Source organism: Moorena producens PAL-8-15-08-1 (assembly GCF_001767235.1).
Lineage (GTDB): Bacteria > Cyanobacteriota > Cyanobacteriia > Cyanobacteriales > Coleofasciculaceae > Moorena > Moorena producens_A.
Map to the genome: position 1 here is coordinate 9,133,289 of NZ_CP017599.1, position 13,949 is coordinate 9,147,237.

The 13,949-nt window shown below is 41.3% G+C and carries 19 protein-coding genes; 15 read left to right on the forward strand and 4 right to left on the reverse strand.

Annotation, left to right across the window (positions count from 1 at the left end; genetic code table 11):
- The first annotated feature begins 8 nt into the window (after window positions 1-8).
- From BJP34_RS33470 to BJP34_RS49790, 11 genes are all read left to right on the forward strand, one after another.
- Window positions 9-863: a hypothetical protein gene (locus BJP34_RS33470; RefSeq protein ID WP_149031322.1), complete on the forward strand. Its 855-nt coding sequence runs from the start codon at window positions 9-11 to the stop codon at window positions 861-863.
- A gap of 24 nt (window positions 864-887) precedes the next feature.
- On the forward strand, window positions 888-2,837 hold the full coding sequence (locus BJP34_RS48120; protein WP_070396061.1) for a phage tail sheath family protein: 1,950 nt from the start codon (window positions 888-890) through the stop codon (window positions 2,835-2,837).
- Between the two features lie 34 nt (window positions 2,838-2,871).
- On the forward strand, window positions 2,872-3,009 hold the full coding sequence (locus tag BJP34_RS45145) for a hypothetical protein (protein ID WP_158517622.1): 138 nt from the start codon (window positions 2,872-2,874) through the stop codon (window positions 3,007-3,009).
- Window positions 3,010-3,164: 155 nt separating this feature from the next.
- Window positions 3,165-3,629, forward strand: a complete 465-nt coding sequence (locus BJP34_RS33480) for a phage tail protein (RefSeq protein WP_070396062.1) — start codon at window positions 3,165-3,167, stop codon at window positions 3,627-3,629.
- Window positions 3,630-3,727: 98 nt separating this feature from the next.
- Complete coding sequence (locus BJP34_RS33485) at window positions 3,728-4,210, forward strand: phage tail protein (RefSeq protein WP_070396063.1); 483 nt, start codon at window positions 3,728-3,730, stop codon at window positions 4,208-4,210.
- 2 nt (window positions 4,211-4,212) lie between these two features.
- On the forward strand, window positions 4,213-4,416 hold the full coding sequence (locus BJP34_RS33490; protein WP_070396064.1) for a DUF5908 family protein: 204 nt from the start codon (window positions 4,213-4,215) through the stop codon (window positions 4,414-4,416).
- A 239-nt stretch (window positions 4,417-4,655) separates the two neighbouring features.
- Window positions 4,656-5,375, forward strand: a complete 720-nt coding sequence (locus BJP34_RS33495; protein ID WP_070396065.1) for a CIS tube protein — start codon at window positions 4,656-4,658, stop codon at window positions 5,373-5,375.
- A gap of 7 nt (window positions 5,376-5,382) precedes the next feature.
- On the forward strand, window positions 5,383-7,032 hold the full coding sequence (gene vgrG, locus BJP34_RS33500; RefSeq protein ID WP_070396066.1) for a type VI secretion system tip protein VgrG: 1,650 nt from the start codon (window positions 5,383-5,385) through the stop codon (window positions 7,030-7,032).
- A gap of 203 nt (window positions 7,033-7,235) precedes the next feature.
- Complete coding sequence (locus tag BJP34_RS33505; protein WP_070396067.1) at window positions 7,236-7,931, forward strand: Uma2 family endonuclease; 696 nt, start codon at window positions 7,236-7,238, stop codon at window positions 7,929-7,931.
- 124 nt (window positions 7,932-8,055) lie between these two features.
- Window positions 8,056-8,463 carry a GPW/gp25 family protein gene (locus BJP34_RS33510; protein ID WP_070396068.1) on the forward strand — a complete coding sequence of 136 codons (408 nt, stop codon included), beginning with the start codon at window positions 8,056-8,058 and terminating at the stop codon, window positions 8,461-8,463.
- 26 nt (window positions 8,464-8,489) lie between these two features.
- A complete protein-coding gene (locus BJP34_RS49790) occupies window positions 8,490-8,624 on the forward strand; it encodes a hypothetical protein (protein ID WP_267876436.1) in 135 nt (44 codons plus the stop codon).
- A 169-nt stretch (window positions 8,625-8,793) separates the two neighbouring features.
- On the opposite strand, the gene BJP34_RS33515 is transcribed toward BJP34_RS49790, so the two are convergent.
- On the reverse strand, window positions 8,794-10,752 hold the full coding sequence (locus BJP34_RS33515; protein ID WP_070396069.1) for an ATP-binding protein: 1,959 nt from the start codon (window positions 10,750-10,752) through the stop codon (window positions 8,794-8,796).
- Between the two features lie 71 nt (window positions 10,753-10,823).
- Here BJP34_RS33515 and BJP34_RS46835 point away from each other — a divergent pair, with 71 nt between their 5' ends.
- Entirely contained in the window at window positions 10,824-12,065 is a 1,242-nt protein-coding gene (locus BJP34_RS46835) for a DUF4157 domain-containing protein (protein WP_202972048.1), read from the forward strand.
- Window positions 12,066-12,163: 98 nt separating this feature from the next.
- Here BJP34_RS46835 and BJP34_RS45155 read toward each other — a convergent pair whose 3' ends face one another.
- Genes BJP34_RS45155 through BJP34_RS48130 form a run of 3 tightly spaced genes read right to left on the reverse strand, consistent with a single transcriptional unit; the run spans window position 12,164 to window position 12,953 of the window.
- Entirely contained in the window at window positions 12,164-12,337 is a 174-nt protein-coding gene (locus tag BJP34_RS45155; RefSeq protein WP_158517624.1) for a hypothetical protein, read from the reverse strand.
- 39 nt (window positions 12,338-12,376) lie between these two features.
- On the reverse strand, window positions 12,377-12,661 hold the full coding sequence (locus BJP34_RS48125) for a hypothetical protein (protein WP_229424147.1): 285 nt from the start codon (window positions 12,659-12,661) through the stop codon (window positions 12,377-12,379).
- Window positions 12,630-12,953, reverse strand: coding sequence for an REP-associated tyrosine transposase (locus tag BJP34_RS48130; RefSeq protein WP_229424148.1), 324 nt, complete (start codon window positions 12,951-12,953; stop codon window positions 12,630-12,632). Before BJP34_RS48130 ends, BJP34_RS48125 begins: the two co-directional genes overlap by 32 nt.
- Window positions 12,954-13,161: 208 nt before the next feature.
- Between BJP34_RS48130 and BJP34_RS45160 the strand changes: the two genes are divergently transcribed.
- The 3 genes from BJP34_RS45160 to BJP34_RS33540 are packed head-to-tail and all read left to right on the forward strand — an operon-like array spanning window position 13,162 to window position 13,888.
- Window positions 13,162-13,323 (forward strand): hypothetical protein, encoded by a 162-nt coding sequence (locus BJP34_RS45160; protein WP_158517625.1) that lies wholly within the window; start codon window positions 13,162-13,164, stop codon window positions 13,321-13,323.
- A 39-nt stretch (window positions 13,324-13,362) separates the two neighbouring features.
- Entirely contained in the window at window positions 13,363-13,635 is a 273-nt protein-coding gene (locus BJP34_RS33535) for a type II toxin-antitoxin system Phd/YefM family antitoxin (protein ID WP_070396072.1), read from the forward strand.
- A complete protein-coding gene (locus tag BJP34_RS33540; RefSeq protein ID WP_070396073.1) occupies window positions 13,616-13,888 on the forward strand; it encodes a Txe/YoeB family addiction module toxin in 273 nt (90 codons plus the stop codon). The genes BJP34_RS33535 and BJP34_RS33540 overlap by 20 nt, the downstream gene beginning before the upstream one ends.
- Window positions 13,889-13,949 lie beyond the last annotated feature (61 nt).

Sequence of the window (13,949 nt, forward strand, 5' to 3'; positions counted from 1 at the left end):
ACGGACTAGTGGTCATTGCCCCAGTAGTTTCAGTAGGTTCAGAAGATTCAGAAAATTCAGAAGATTCAGAAAATTCAGAAGATTCAGAACATAAACCCTGGGTAGAGCTTGCTGATAATTTGCGATTTACTTTTATATTGAAAATCAAAAATCAAGATTTTCTAGATTTCACAGATATTGACTGGAAACCCCTTGATAATCTTAGTTATCATTTTAGCAATGAAAGGAATACTCAAATTGGAGTGTCAGACTTAGAAAGAGCTAGATTGCCTAGTTATCAAGAAGTATTGACACTTGCTATTTTAAGGCTGATTACTATTTTACGGCTGATTAGAGAAGGACTATACCGATTTGTATTACTACTTAAATTGTCCGATCACAAATCACCCAGGAGACAGCAGATTTTTGGCATAGTCTATATTTATAATAACTCCTCCATGCCTAAATCTTTTGATTCGAATCAGGGCAGTAAATATAGTGACTATCAAATCACCTTTCAAGCCAAACAACAACACTGGCGGTATTACCTGGTAACCGATCAGTTAACTAATGGCGATGAATTCTTGATTGAAGATAAAGATCCGACCAGGGAACCAAAAATTCAATTTACTAGATCTACGAGTGCCAACGCTAAAAATTCAGATCCAATATTTTCTGATCTTAAGCAACAATTTCCTCAATCTCAACAATATTGCTTTAAATCTGACTCAGAAATTGCTTGTCAGGAAGCTGGGAGACAAAATATTCAACTTTTAAAAAATAAAAAGAATGAACTTGGCGATCCCTCTGTGTGGATTGATCATTTACCTAATCCCCCTAATCAGAACGGAATTCAAGTCATTAATGCCCTGAAATATCTATAAAAATTGAAACCTAAGGATTGAAACATGGTCACTTATAAAACTCCCAATGTTTATGTCGAGGAAATTTCTACATTTCCCCCCTCAGTCGCTGAGGTATCTACAGCGATACCAGCTTTTATCGGTTACACAGAGAAAGCTAAACGAGGCAGTGAAGATTTAACCAATAAAGCCACTCGAATTAGTTCACTGCTTGACTATGAAACTTTGTTTGGCAAAGCTCAAGCAAGTGAATTTGAAGTAACAGCAAACGACGATGGAATTGACAGCATTGTCACTCCTGATCTCAACTATTTAATGTATTATGCCTTGCGGATGTATTTTGATAACGGTGGGGGCAGTTGTTACATTGTTTCGGTGGGTAATTACAACGAAACTAAAGAAAATAATAATTTTAGAGCAGGCTTATCAGCTTTAGAAAAAGAAGATGAACCCACTTTAATCATGCTTACCGATGCGGTAACTTTAGGTGATACCGATTATTACGGACTTTGTGAACAAGCTTTGATGCAATGCAATAGATTAAAAGATCGGTTTGCCATATTCGACGTTATGAAAGAGAAAGTTAATGGATTCCGAGAGGGAATTGGCACAGATTATTTAAAATATGGCGCAGCTTATTCTCCCTACCTCCAAACATCACTCAACTACTATTACACCGATGATTCTGTAACTGTATCATTCCTAGACATACGCTTTGAATACACCACAGACGAGAATGGTATTCTAGTCACGTATACAGGGAATAAGGACGATCAACCTAAAGTAGCTATTACTTTAGATGGCCAACAAAATTCAGATATCGATTTTTCGCTCGACCCTGATAGTAAGACTCTAACAATAAAACTCCCACAGAATGGTGCAACTGTAAAACAAATCACCGACGCCTGGAAAGAATGGAAAAGAATTCCTGAAAATAGCAATGGTAATTCCTTCAATATAGAGAAAAATGGAGATGGTAGTGAAGATATATCATCACCTGTCAGTCCAGCAGAACCTCTCACAGCCAGATATCCCTATGGGTACAACACAGGCCTTAATGGTATTCTAGTCACTTATTTGGGTTCGTCGGAGGGAGAGAAACCCAAAGTAGTTATTACTGTTGAGAAGAATCAGCAACCACCTGTAGACTTTGGAATTGGCTCCAGCGGTCCGACTCTAACAATAAAACTCAACAAAAAAGAAACTGCCCAAAAAATTACCGAAGCCTGGAAAGAATGGAAAAAAGATCCTGCAAATAACACTGATAATTTTGAAATAAAGCAAAGCGGAGATGGTAGAGCAAATATATCAGCCCTCAATGAAACACTTCTCACCCCTCCTGCTCTAGAGTATTACAAAACTACTAAAACAGATTTGTATAACAAGGTTAAGGCTGAACTAGCTAAACAGCGAGTCGTATTACCCCCAAGTGCTGCTGTAGCAGGGGTATATGCCAGGGTAGATCGGGACAGGGGAGTTTGGAAAGCACCTGCTAATGTCAGCTTGGCATCGGTACTTGCGCCTACGGAAAAAATTACCAACGAGGAACAGGAAAATCTTAACGTTGATCCCACCGCCGGTAAATCCATCAATGCTATTCGTAGCTTTACCGGAAAAGGAACTTTAATTTGGGGAGCAAGGACTTTAGCGGGTAATGACAATGAATGGCGCTATATCCCTGTGCGCAGACTGTTCAATCTGATTGAAGAATCGATTCAGAAAGCCACTGCATTTGTGGTCTTTGAGTCTAACAACACCATCACCTGGCTGAAAGTGAAGTCCCTAATTGAAAGTTATCTAGAGGGATTATGGCGACAAGGTGCCCTGGCTGGTAGCACTCCTGAACAAGCTTTCTTTGTTAATATCGGACTGGGTAAAAGCATGACAGCACAGGACATTTTAGAAGGACGGATGATTGTGGAAATTGGTCTGGCAGCAGTCCGTCCGGCTGAGTTCATTATCCTGAAATTCTCCCATAAATTACAGGAAGCATAGGGGGAATTCAAAATTCAAAATTCAAAATTCAAAATTGCAAGCATTCAGTGGTCAGCGGTCAGCGGTCAGTGGTCAGTGGTCAGTGGTCAGTGGTCAGTGGTCAGTGGTCAGTGGTCAGCTTATTTTATTCAAAAGCACCGATTGCGCTACGGGCACGCTGCGCGAACAGTAGCGTGGCCAAGGCCTTGGGCCTTGGCCAATGGCTGATAGCTGATAGCTGATAGCTGATAGCTGATAGCTGATAGCTGATACCTGATAGCTGATAGCTGATAGCTGATAGCTTACCTTATAACACTCAAACTAAACCTAATTAAGGAAACATAAATCATGGCAGACACAGTAGAACAAATCAAAAATACTTATCCAATTCCGGTATTTTATTACCGAGTCACCATCGCTGGAGATAATTCCTATGCTTTCTCAGAGGTATCGGGATTAAGCATTGAATACGAAACGATTACTTATCGAGATGGCCTGAGTTATAAAGAAGGGCCAAAGTACATGCCAGGATTGGACACTCCCATTAACCTAACCCTACAGAAAGGAATTGTCAGACAAGACAGCTATTTATTTGATTGGTTTAGCACGATTAACCTTAATACCGTCGAAAAGCGAGATCTTACTATTGAATTGTTAGACGAGTCAGGTGAACCAGTTGTCTCCTGGGAAGTTGGAAATGCTTTCCCTAAGAAATTAGATGCACCGTCATTTAATGCCACTAGCAATGAAGTTGCTATTGAAAGTTTAGAACTAATGGCTAATACTCTCAAGGTTAATAACCCTCCATTATAATCATTAGACTTCTCTCTTCCCTGCTCCCTGCTCCCTGCTCCCTGTTCCCTAAAAACCGAAGAATTTGTACTTCACCGAATTGAAAACCGCTGTAAGTTATGGCAGATAATTTCCCCATTCCGGAACTTACTTTGACGGAAAATCCCCCGGTTGGATTTAATTTTATGGTCGTCTTTTTCATTGCTGGAATTCTGCCTAATCCCTTAGATATTCGCTTTCAAAAGGTATCGGGAATTTCTGCGGAAATAAGCACAACGGACATCCGTGAAGGGGGTGAAAATATTTTCAGACATCGTTTGCCTAATCAGGTTACCTATAATAATCTGGTTTTAGAAAGAGGAATGGTGATTGGCTCTCCTCTGAATGTAGAGTTTAACGTTGCTATGAGTACCATGAAATTTGCTCCCAGCAATGTCTTAGTCATGTTGCTTGATGAAAACACTGCTCCTGTTTCTAGTTGGTTATTTAAGAGAGCTTATCCAGTAAAATGGTCAACATCCGATCTAGATGCTAATGCCAATGCTGTGGTTATAGATACGATGGAATTAGCCTATGTGAGATTTCAAAGTGTGAGGATTTAGCTATGCCAGTGGAAATCAAAGAATTAATTATTCGTGCCAACATTGTGGATAATAGTGAGCCTAAGCATGGAAATAGTGAGAAAGGACATAGTTATGATAATACTTTAGCTCCCCAGATGGGAGAAAATTATGAACAAAAAGGTGAAATAATTGCTGCTTGTGTGGCACAAGTCCTGAAGATACTGGAGCGGAAAAAAGAGAGATAAGGTAAGGAACTGTGGGGAGGGTGGGGAGAGGGGGAGATAGGGAGATAGAGAGATAGGGAGATAAGGAGATAAGGAGATAGGGAGATGGGGAGATGGGGAGATGGGGAGATAGGGAGATGGGGGAGATTTTCCCGATTCCCTGTTCCCTGTTCCCTGTTCCCTGTTCCCTGTTCCCTGTTCCCGATTCCCGATTCCCTAAAACCCAAGAATAATTTATACTTCACCCAAATAATTATTATATGCTAAAAAACCCTTTTAAATTAGAAAAGCTGAAGATTCGTGTTTATAAAGATGGAAAACGGACTGGAAAGGGAGAAGATACCTTTGAAGTCATGTTTAATCCGGAATCCTATTCCTTACAATACGAGAATGTTTATCAAACTAAGCAGGGTATTAATACCCGTGGACGCGAAGCAAAATATACTCTCAGCAAACCCAGGAATTTGTCCCTCAAGTTAATTTTAGATGACACAGGGGTAGCAGATTATGGAGGTTTTGGGTTTGCAGGAGCTTCATTAGTTGGCAATCTTTTAGGGACGAGAGATGTTTACAAGCAAGTAGACCGCTTTCTGAAGCTAACAACATTTATGGATGGAACAATCCATGAGCCTAAATATCTCAAAATTGAATGGGGAGACTTAATTTTTGATTGTCGTCTCGTATCTGTTAATGTTAAGTATACACTTTTTAACCGTAGCGGACAACCGATAAGAGCTGAATTAGATACCGTTTTTAAAGGTGATCTAGAAGATTCCAAGCGAATTAAATTAGAAAATAAAAGCTCACCCGATCTTACCCATACTAGAACTATAAAAGCTGGAGATAAGTTGCCTGTGATGGCTCAAGAGGTATATGGTGACTCGGCCTATTATATCCAGCTTGCCCGTGCTAATAATGTCAATAACTTCAGAAAGTTAAAAACCGGAACAACTATCAACTTACCGCCAATAGAGAAGTAAAAAAATAATGAGTGGTGTTGTCACAGCAACAATCTTGAGTAAAGGGAAAAAAATGAACTCTGAATATAATGTCATGTCGATTGACATTATCAAAGAGGTGAATAAAATCCCGATAGCTCAAATTATTTTATTAGATGGTGACGCGGCAAACCAAGAATTTGCTATTAGCAACACTGAGTTTTTTAAACCAGGCCAAGAAATTGAAATAAAGCTTCGCTATGAAGCGGAAAAACAAAATGAAGCAACAGTGTTTAAGGGAATTATAGTTAGACACTGTGTTCAAGCCGATCGCTATAGTTCTCTGCTCACTGTTGATTTAAAAGATGCAGCATACAAACTAACCACCGAAAGAAAAAGTGCTGTGTTTCGAGATATGACAGACAAGGATATTATCGGCAAAGTCATCAACACTGGGGGTGGGGGGTTAAAATTCAAATCTATTGCTGTAACTAAACCAAAGCATAAGGAAATGGTGCAATATTACTGCACTGACTGGGATTTTATTTTATCTCGTGGGGATGTCAATGGTCTGTGGGTTTTAGTTGATGATGGCGAAATTACGGTTAAAGAGCCTAATCTAACAAAGACAGAGGAAGCCAAACATACCTTTGAGTATGGCAAAGATGAAATTTACCAGTTTGAAATGGAAGCTGATATTTGCGATCAGAAAGCGTCGGTAGAAAGTACAGCTTGGGATATCAAAACACAGAAATTATTACAATCACAAAAAGCCAAAGAGTTTTCTACCACCCAGGGTAATTTAAAAGGAGATGAATTAGCCAAAACAATTGGCGCAGATAACTATAAATTAATCAGTTTAGCTCCCTTAGATGACCAGGAAGTAAAAGCTTGGGCAGATGCCAAGTTACAAAAAAGTCGTCTGTCACTGTTTAAAGGTCGCTTCAATTTACCTGGATTTGCTGATATTAAACCAGGAGATATGATAAAAATTGATGGAATAGGAAAGCGCTTCAATGGCAAAACTTTAGTAACGGCTATTCGACATCAATTTAGTAGACAAGGCTGGCAAACCTATGTACAATTTGGCTTGTCAGCTAGCTGGTTTTATCAACAAACTAATGACATTATTGATACACCAGTGGCGGGATTGATTCCAGCTATTCATGGGTTGCAAATTGGAATTGTGGATAAGTATGAAGCGGATCCAGAAAAACAGTTTAGGGTAAAAGTCAGAATCCCCTCAATTGAAACAGATGGTATTGTTTGGGCAAGATTAGCTTCCGTTGAGGCTGGTAATCAAAGGGGTATCTTTTTTAGACCAGAAACCGGGGATGAGGTTATTCTCGGTTTTATCAATGATGACCCTAGACAAGCCATAATTCTAGGAGCGGTGCATAGTGGTAAAAATGCTTTGCCGCCTGGTTTGACAGTAACCAAGGAAAATAATAAGAAAGGAATAGTTACCAAAAACTCCCTAAAACTTATATTTGATGATGAAAATAAGTTAATCGAAATTAGTACAGGCAATGGCAATACCTTTAAATTATCCGAGCAGGATAAAGGGATTAAATTGGAAGATGAAAATGGGAATACAATCACGATGGATAATCAAGGAATTAAGATAAAATCAAGTAAAGACCTTGTGATGGAGGGTAACTATATCAAGATTAAAGGCTCGAGGGTGGATATTAATTGAGGCAATAGGCATGCTAGCAATAGGCAATAGGGAGGCAAGAGGCAAGAGGCAAGAGGCAAGAGGCAAGAGGCTTGCATACAAAAGGCAACAGTCCGTAGGGTGTGTTAGCGATAGCGTAACGCACCATTGTACGAACTTTGGTGCGTTACACTAAAAGCTAACGCACCCTACAAATCCTACAAATCCTACTACTCAAAAAACCCATGTCTCAAACCATATTAAAACCCAAAAATACAATTCCACCCCTTGAAAACGGGGATCAACTTACTCAGGTTGAATTTGAACAGCGTTATGCACAGATGCCTGATGTCAAAAAAGCGGAATTAATCGAAGGAGTTGTTTATATGGCATCGCCTTTAAGAATGACCCAACATGCTAATCCCCATGCTCGTATTATGACTTGGTTGGGTACATATTGGTCAGCTACACCAGGGGTAGAAGTGGGCGATAATGCGACTGTACGTCTAGATGCAGACAATGAACCTCAACCCGATGCTTTACTAAGACTAACGGTAGATGGACAATCGAGGATTAGTGAAGACGGCTATGTAGAAGGTGCGCCAGAATTAATCGTAGAAATAGCAGCGAGTACGGCCTCTATTGATTTAAATGATAAATTAAAAGCTTACCGACGTAATCAAGTTCAAGAATATTTAGTTTGGCGGGTTTATGACGGAGAACTTGATTGGTTTCGGTTAAGGGAAGGAAAATATATTAAACTAGAACCGAATGATAAAGGCATTATCTGTAGTGACTACTTCCCTGGCTTATGGTTAGCCCAAGACGCTTTACTTACCGGAGACTTAGGCCCAGTATTAGCCATTTTACAGGAGGGATTAACATCACCGGATCATGAAAATTTAGTCAATAAATTTACCGATAAGGGGAAGGTTGACTAGAACAATAGGTAATGGGTAATAGGTAATGGGTAATAGGTAATAGGTAATAGGTAATAGGTAATAGGTAATAGGTAATAGGTAATAGGTAATAGGTAATAGGCAATAGGCAATAGGCAAGAGACAAATGGAAGAAAACAGCTCTTTTTTAGGGACAGGATGGAGTTTTCCCCCGACATTCAACCAGGATACAGGAACGGTGGAGATGGTGTCTGATGAGGAAGATATTGTCCAAAGTTTGGAAATTATCCTGTCAACCCGTCCAGCGGAACGGATTATGCAGCCTGACTTTGGTTGCGAATTGAGTCAGTTTCTGTTTGAGGAAATTACTCAAGGGTTAATTACAGGAATAAGAGGCACGATTTCTGATGCTCTTTTGAACCATGAGCATCGTATAGATGTGGAGGACATTACTATTGAGGACAGTGAAATAGACGGATTGTTGTTAATAAGTATTACCTATACGGTGCGAGTAACTAATTCTAGGTTTAACCTGGTTTATCCTTTTTATCTTAATGAAGCTCAAACGGTTTGAGTTCTTGTATAGCGGTTTTAAATTGGGTGAGGTACAAAGAACAGGGAATAGGGAACAGGGAACAGGGAACAGGGAACAGGGAACAGGGAACAGGGAATAGGGAACAGGGAACAGGGAATAGAGAAGTTCTTGTAGGGTGGGCAAAGGTCGATGATTCCTGATTACATGGTCCGAGGTACAGAATTTGCCCACCCTACTCCTACTGATCTTTTCGAGCGGGCAGGATGCCCACTCTACCCATTCCCCATTACCTATTACCTATTACCTATTACCTATTACCCATTCCCGATTCCCGATTCCCGATTCCCGATTCCCATTAACTCCCCACAACTAAAACCAGCCTTCAATCTCATCGTTTGTCAACATTTTCTTCAATTTAAGATATTCCCGTTTTGTCGCTTCTAAGATATGTTCCATGTTCACGGCTTCATCGGCGGCGGCGGCCAAAAAGGCGGCATTTAGGGCTATATTGCGAATATTTCCGCCAGCTACATTGAGTTGACCGAGTTTCTGGTAATTTAAGTTAAGGGTTGGTGTCTGGGGAGGAAAAATGCGCTGCCAAATTTGGGTACGGATTTCGGGTCCGGGAAACGGAAACTCCACCACAAAGCGAATGCGGCGCTGAAAGGCACTATCGAGGGCGCTTTGGAAATTGCTGGTCAATATAGCTAAGCCTTGATAGGCTTCCATGCGTTGCAGCAAATAGCTGACTTCGATGTTAGCGTGGCGGTCGTGACTGTCTTGAACTTGGGTACGCTTACCAAACAGGGCATCGGCTTCGTCAAACAGAAGAATAGCACTACCGGTTTCAGCAGCATCAAAGATCCGCCGCAGATTCTTTTCCGTCTCACCAATATATTTACTGACAACTCGACTTAGGTCGATGCGATAAAGATCCAGGCGAAATTCCTGGGCTAATACCTCTGCTGCCATGGTTTTACCAGTACCGCTAGCACCGTAAAATAGGGCGCTGATGCCCAAACCCCGGTCGCCTTTTTGGGCGAAACCCCATTGCTGATAGACTTTATACTTGTGTCTGAGATGAGTGGCAATATCCCCAAGAAGCAGCCGTTGTGGGGTAGGTAAAACCAAATCCTCCCAGGTAGCCGTAGCATTGATAGGTTGCGCTAAGTGATCTAATTGATTACGGGCATTATGGCGGCAGAAATCCCATAATTGAGTAGAGTCTTGAATTTTGAATTTTGAATTTTGAATTTTGAATTGATCACAGGCAGCTTGAATAGTAGCATGATTGAGGTTAAACTGAACCGCGATGCGCTCAAGTTGACCGTTAAGTTCTGCTGCTGCTGACCCTATATGGCTTTCCCACAGGTGATATTGTTCCTCGTGGCTCAATGGGGGGATGTCTTGGTTAACAATAGTCCGCTGACAGTCAATTTTTCGGTCATTGCTGCTGAGGATTAAAGGAGTATTGTTACTATCAATAAATTTGCTCAGAGCCAACTCCCGCCCTGGCTCTGTAAAATTATAACTATCGCAGTCAATAAACAGGACACTATTGCTAAGTATTGCTTCCCTTTCCCAACGCTTCCCCAGTTGGTACACTTCCTGGGGGTTGGTGGTCAGAGCCAATGGTTCTAGAGTGTGTAACTTTAACCCCAAACCCTGACAAGTGGCGGAGGCAATTTGGTATTTAGTGCTTCGATCCGAGCGAGATAATTGCACCACGGGATAGCTATTTCTCCCCTCGCCGCCAGACCAAATGCTGATCAATTGCTCCACTATACTTAACTGAGAGCTAGGCAAAAGATGAAGGTTGGTCTGAGGCGGTTGGGGTTTGATCTTTCCTGCTAATTCCTGGTCTGTGGCATATTCTCCTAAAAGAAAGCAGAGGATACGCTGGTCAATATAGAGGGGGGACTGGCTTAGGATCAATCCTGGTTCAATGTGGAGCAGTTGCAAGTTTAGTAAAGGGCGTTGGGGAGAAAGGACACCCCAATTGGCTCCGGGAAGGGCGTCAAAAGCTAAACTGAGAGTAGGATAGTTTTTGTTTGGACTATTTTTTTGGGCTTTGGCAAACAAAGAATGGAAGTATGATTCTATTTCCATGCCCGCGCACATGAGCAGGATATCCCTTTCAAAGGGGGAGAGAAGGAATTTGTTACAAAGTTGAGCCAGGGCAGAAGAATTGTCAACAAATTCTGTAACGGTTTGTAGATTTTTTTTACCTTCTATGTAGTTTTCTAAATAGTTACGAACTCGCAAGATTTCTTGAAACAGAGAACTAATATTAGAGTGATACCAGTTGGTTTGAGTTTGGGGTGCCATAATGCTCCATGAAGACGATCCGATCGACTGATATTGTTTTCTTTAAGGGTACATGGGAGAGAGAACTAGCTATGCGCACTACTCATACCTATAAACCGAAATATTCTCACTCTACTTCTAGGACAATAGCTCAAAAAAAGAAAGACTCCAGAGTGATGGGTTCTAGAAGAAGATTGGATGCAGAGGACAGGGAGTGGAACGCGGAAGAGGCGGTCGGGGAATGGGGAAGTAGAATGGCTAATGTGATGCACTCCCTGGAAACGGGACAATACGTGCCCGACACAGGATGGTATGAAAAGGGGCTGCAAGCTAAGTTATCGTTTGGACAGCCGGTGGAGAAAAACCAGGAAGGGGCGAATCGAGGTGGGTATCAGGTCGTGCAGCCTAAAAGGATAATGGTGCAGCGTACAGCACAACCGTTGACGGGGGATTCGGTGACTAGTGGCGAAAGCATGAGGGAATCGAGGAGCATGACAGAGAACAACACGGGCTTGCCGGATCGCATAAAAACAGGCATAGAAAGCCTCTCGGGCTACTCGATGGATGATGTGAGGGTGCATTACAACTCGGCTAAACCGGCACAATTGCAAGCTCATGCTTATGCAAAGGGGACGGAGATTCATGTTGGGCCGGGGCAGGAGAAGCATTTGCCCCATGAGGCATGGCATGTGGTGCAGCAGAAACAGGGAAGGGTTAATGATACATCGAAAACCGATTTGCATAGACGATATTATGATTCCGGTTTGGAGCAAGAAGCAGATCGTATGGGTGAAAAAGCCATGCAGATCAATATTGGCGTCAACTCAAAAAACTTAAGGACAAGAGGGAATATAAACAACAATGCGATACAAATGGCACCAATAAATAGTGTGAAAACTACAGAAGCAAACCTACATAAACTCATGTACGAAATGAGATACAAAGACAATCGATACCAGGTAAAAGATCTTGAAAATAATTATGCGATTAACAAAAAGCACCCAAAAGAAACCGGTTCGATCAGCAATTTAGGGAGTCATGCGGAACAAAAAGTCATCATCAAATCTTTACTAAAATACCCTGAAGAAGATATGTCGATAGTAACAGAAAGGGAGCCATGTTTATATTGTAATGAGATGCTTCAAATGGCAAATGATCAAGGCAAGATCTACTCTATAAACCATTTTGTATTACATGACCAGAAAGCGCCTGAAAATTTATATAAAATATACGAAGGGTATTACGATCAGCAGAACAAGAGCGGAAAAAGCTCATATGTCCCTAAGAAATTAAACAATAAAAGAAAGAGAGAAGATTTTGAGGGTGTGGATTAAGGAAAGTAAAAGCTGATAAAGTAGGGTGGGCAAAAGGAAATGACTCCTGTTTAAATTTCAAATCTTTCAGAATTTGCCCACCCTACCCTACGGAAAGCTTACGCCTCTGTTGTATGTTGGGTTAAAGCCATGTAATGCTCCAACCCAAAACCAAACAGACTCACCCCATTCACCCCACTTCTAACCCACCGCCACCAATGGTGAAGTGCGATCGCTGATAAAGTAGGGTGGGCAAATGAACAAGATTCGTGATCAATTGGTCTTTCATTCATAATTTGCCCACCCTACCCCACATTCATGATTTGCCCACCCTACTCCCCTGCTTTATCGTCTAAATCGCTAAAATCTAGAACTTGTGGTAAATTCCTCCCACAACAACACCCCCAATCGGGTCGATACTTGCCTCGCTCCACCCATTTGTGAAAACTGGAATATTCCCACAAATGAGGACAAGACACCAAACCATGCTTAACCGGATTATAGTGAATATAATCTAAATGTCGGTGTAAATCATGGTCATTACGAATTGTATGCTCCCAAAACCGACGTTGCCAGACATTGCTTTCAAGGGTGTTTACGACGAGAAGCAGAAACATCTACCGAAAATGAGCGTTTACCCGGTAAAGACCGGGTAAATAACACCTTAAACCGAGAGACTCGCATAGAATAATCAGAATCATCTGGTGGTAACGACCAGATAAAATGAAGATGATCCGGTAACACAACGGCTGCTGTTATGTCAAAGGGTTTTTCTGTCCGAATTTTTGCGTACGCCTTCCGTAAGCGAGATATATTATCTACATCTGAAAATAGAGGAATACGGCGATATGTGACTATTGTCAGAAAAAATAGTCCTCCTGGCACATAAGAACGACGATAGTTCGACATATTGAGATATTGATGGTGGCGAGCATCCTCTGTTTCAGTTTAATCCCGATTCAGAGTAGGGTGGGCAAATGGGCCGGAGTACGCGGATAAAGTAGGGTGGGCAAATTGACATGATAACTGATGAAATTGCCTTCGGTACAGTATTTGCCCACCCTACCCGACGGAATGCGTACGCGGATCTTGTTTGGTGGGCAAATAGTCAGGATTGATGATGAAATTGCCTTCGGTACAGAATTTGCCCACCCTACCCTACCTTTTGCGATCGCACTTGTCGGGTGGGCAAATAGTCAGGATATATGATGAAATTGCCTTCGGTACAGAATTTGCCCACCCTACCCTACCTTTTGCGATCGCCTCTGTTGTTGGTTAGGTTAACCTGCTATACTTTTGGAGAAATGAGGAAAAAACAGTGAACTCTATCCCGATCAATCAATTTAAGACTAACATCCAAGACTTTATTAAAAAAGTCATCACTCAACATATTCCCCTCAAAATCACCGATCCCATTGAGGGAGACTTTATTATTATTAGTGCTGAAGATTGGGAACAACAACAAGAAACCTTGTATGTATTACAAAATAGCCATTTAATGGAACAGATCAACTGTTCTCAAGCTACCCATACCCAAAATAAAGGCTACTCTCCCAATCAGGAAGAACTAGATGAGATCCTTAGTATTTGAGGGCAAAACTTGGGAAATTTACGAAGAACTTCGGCAAAAAGACAAAAAACGCCATAAAACCCTTTGTAAAATCATCAAAGAAATGCTGAGAGAGGATCCCGCTAAAGGAATGGGAAAACCTGAACCGTTAAAACATAATTTATCGGGGTTGTGGTCAAGAAGAATTTCTCAAAAAGATCGCCTTATTTACAAATTTGATGATAACTATGTTTATATTTTTGCAATAGGTGGTCATTACGATCAATTTAATTGATTTTAGTGCGTTCGCTTTTAGCGGCTCCAAAGGAGCATCGTTTTTAGTGCGTACGCGGATA

Coding starts and splice junctions, on each gene's coding strand:
- BJP34_RS33480 (WP_070396062.1), top strand. CDS start 3,165: ATGGCAGACACAGTAGAACAAATCAAAAATACTTATCCAATTCCGGTA.
- BJP34_RS33505 (WP_070396067.1), top strand. CDS start 7,236: ATGTCTCAAACCATATTAAAACCCAAAAATACAATTCCACCCCTTGAA.
- BJP34_RS33490 (WP_070396064.1), top strand. CDS start 4,213: ATGCCAGTGGAAATCAAAGAATTAATTATTCGTGCCAACATTGTGGAT.
- BJP34_RS33540 (WP_070396073.1), top strand. CDS start 13,616: ATGAGATCCTTAGTATTTGAGGGCAAAACTTGGGAAATTTACGAAGAA.
- BJP34_RS33515 (WP_070396069.1), bottom strand. CDS start 10,752: ATGGCACCCCAAACTCAAACCAACTGGTATCACTCTAATATTAGTTCT.
- vgrG (WP_070396066.1), top strand. CDS start 5,383: ATGAGTGGTGTTGTCACAGCAACAATCTTGAGTAAAGGGAAAAAAATG.
- BJP34_RS48125 (WP_229424147.1), bottom strand. CDS start 12,661: ATGTTTCTGCTTCTCGTCGTAAACACCCTTGAAAGCAATGTCTGGCAA.
- BJP34_RS48130 (WP_229424148.1), bottom strand. CDS start 12,953: ATGTCGAACTATCGTCGTTCTTATGTGCCAGGAGGACTATTTTTTCTG.
- BJP34_RS33510 (WP_070396068.1), top strand. CDS start 8,056: ATGGAAGAAAACAGCTCTTTTTTAGGGACAGGATGGAGTTTTCCCCCG.
- BJP34_RS46835 (WP_202972048.1), top strand. CDS start 10,824: ATGCGCACTACTCATACCTATAAACCGAAATATTCTCACTCTACTTCT.
- BJP34_RS33495 (WP_070396065.1), top strand. CDS start 4,656: ATGCTAAAAAACCCTTTTAAATTAGAAAAGCTGAAGATTCGTGTTTAT.
- BJP34_RS45155 (WP_158517624.1), bottom strand. CDS start 12,337: ATGAATGAAAGACCAATTGATCACGAATCTTGTTCATTTGCCCACCCT.
- BJP34_RS33485 (WP_070396063.1), top strand. CDS start 3,728: ATGGCAGATAATTTCCCCATTCCGGAACTTACTTTGACGGAAAATCCC.
- BJP34_RS48120 (WP_070396061.1), top strand. CDS start 888: ATGGTCACTTATAAAACTCCCAATGTTTATGTCGAGGAAATTTCTACA.
- BJP34_RS45160 (WP_158517625.1), top strand. CDS start 13,162: ATGATGAAATTGCCTTCGGTACAGAATTTGCCCACCCTACCCTACCTT.